The organism is Rhodopseudomonas sp. B29 (genome assembly GCF_000333455.1).
In the GTDB taxonomy this organism is placed as follows: domain Bacteria; phylum Pseudomonadota; class Alphaproteobacteria; order Rhizobiales; family Xanthobacteraceae; genus Rhodopseudomonas.
In genome coordinates, this window is record NZ_BADD01000423.1 from 1 (window position 1) to 1,730 (window position 1,730).

A 1,730-nucleotide genomic window follows, 5' to 3' on the forward strand; every position below is an offset into this window, starting at 1 on the left:
CAGGATCGTGCCGACCTCGAAGCCGCTTGCGAGACCGGCATCGATTGGGTGGCGCTGAGCTTCGTGCAGCGCGCCGACGACGTCGTCGAAGCCAAGCGCATGATCCGCGGCCGCGCCGCCGTAATGAGCAAGATCGAGAAGCCGCAAGCGATCGAGCGGCTGGCGGACATTCTCGACGTTTCCGACGCCCTGATGGTGGCGCGCGGCGACCTCGGCGTCGAGCTGCCGCTCGAGCGCGTGCCGTCGCTGCAGAAACAAATGACCCGGATGGCGCGACGCGCCGGCAAGCCGGTGGTGGTCGCGACGCAGATGCTGGAATCGATGATCTCCAGCCCGGTGCCGACCCGCGCCGAAGTCTCCGATGTCGCCACCGCGGTGTACGAAGGCGCCGACGCCATCATGCTGTCGGCCGAGTCGGCTGCGGGCAAGTATCCGGTCGAAGCGGTGTCGACGATGAACCGCATCGGCGAAGAGGTCGAACGCGATCCGTTGTATCGCGGCGTGCTGACGGCGCAGCGGCCGGAGCCGGAAGCCACCGCGGGCGACGCCATCGCCGGCGCGGCGCGGCAGATCGCCGAGACGCTCGACCTGTCGGCGATCATCTGCTGGACATCGTCCGGCTCTACGGCGTTGCGCGTCGCGCGCGAGCGGCCGAAAGTGCCGGTGGTGGCGATCACGCCGAGCGTTCATACCGCTCGCAAATTATCGGCGGTGTGGGGCGTGCACTGCGTCGTCGCCGAAGACGCCCGCGATCAGGACGACATGGTCGACCGCGCCGGCCGCATCGCCTTCCGCGACGGCTTCGCCAAATCCGGCCAGCGCATCATCATCGTCGCCGGCGTCCCGCTGGGGACGCCCGGCGCGACTAACATGGTGCGGATCGCGTATGTGGGGCCGAACGATACGGAGATGTGAGGGGCGTGGGGATGTGAGGATGAGGGCTTAGTCCAAGCGGCCCTCGGAGCTCCACCTACACCCTCAACGTTCGTCATTCCGGGGCGCGCGGAGCGCGAGCCCGGAATCCATAACCCCAGTACTGATTATTTCCGACCATCCTCGCTGCTGTGCTTCACCTCAAGCACAGGGGTGATGGGGTGGACGGCCCCCGACGGCATCGCATTGTGCCAGATTGAGGTTGTTGCAAACTTCAAACGAGGGAGCCGTCCGTGAACGAGATTATCCGCATTGGGATGGATACGTCGAAGCATTTCTTTCAGCTGCACGGGGTCGGCGCCGACGAGCGCGTGGTACTGCGCAAGAAGCTGCGGCGCAGTCAGATGCTGGCGTTTTTCGCAGGTTTGCCGCCAACAGCGATCGGGATCGAGGCCTGCGGTGCATCGCATCATCTGGCGCGGACCCTCAGCGGGCTCGGCCATACGGTGAAGCTACTCGCGCCGCAACACGTCAAACCCTACGTCAGCCGTAACAAGAACGATGGGCGCGATGCTGAGGGCCTGTGCGAGGCGATGAGCCGGCCGCGGATGGAGTTTGTGCCGGTGAAGACCGCCGAACAGCAGGCCGGATTGATGCTGCTCGGCGTGCGCCAACAGTTGATCGCGCGGCGCACCCAGCTGAGCAACGCGATCCGCGGCTACGCGGCGGAGTTCGGGCTGATCGCGCCGTGCGGGCTTCACAAGATCGAACCGTTGCTGGCGCGGATCGCGCAGGACGAGACGGTGCCCGAGCTGGCGCGCGAGCTGTTCGCGGCGCAGGGGCAAGACTACGCGCGG

General features: G+C 66.5%; 2 protein-coding genes. Both read left to right on the forward strand.

Annotated features, from left to right (window positions below):
- The coding region (gene pyk / locus I5M_RS15100; RefSeq protein WP_022722158.1) for a pyruvate kinase at positions 1-915 on the forward strand (915 nt) is incomplete at its 5' end.
- Between the two features lie 251 nt (positions 916-1,166).
- A partial coding sequence (locus I5M_RS15105; RefSeq protein ID WP_040771726.1) for an IS110 family transposase occupies positions 1,167-1,730 on the forward strand: 564 nt, incomplete at its 3' end.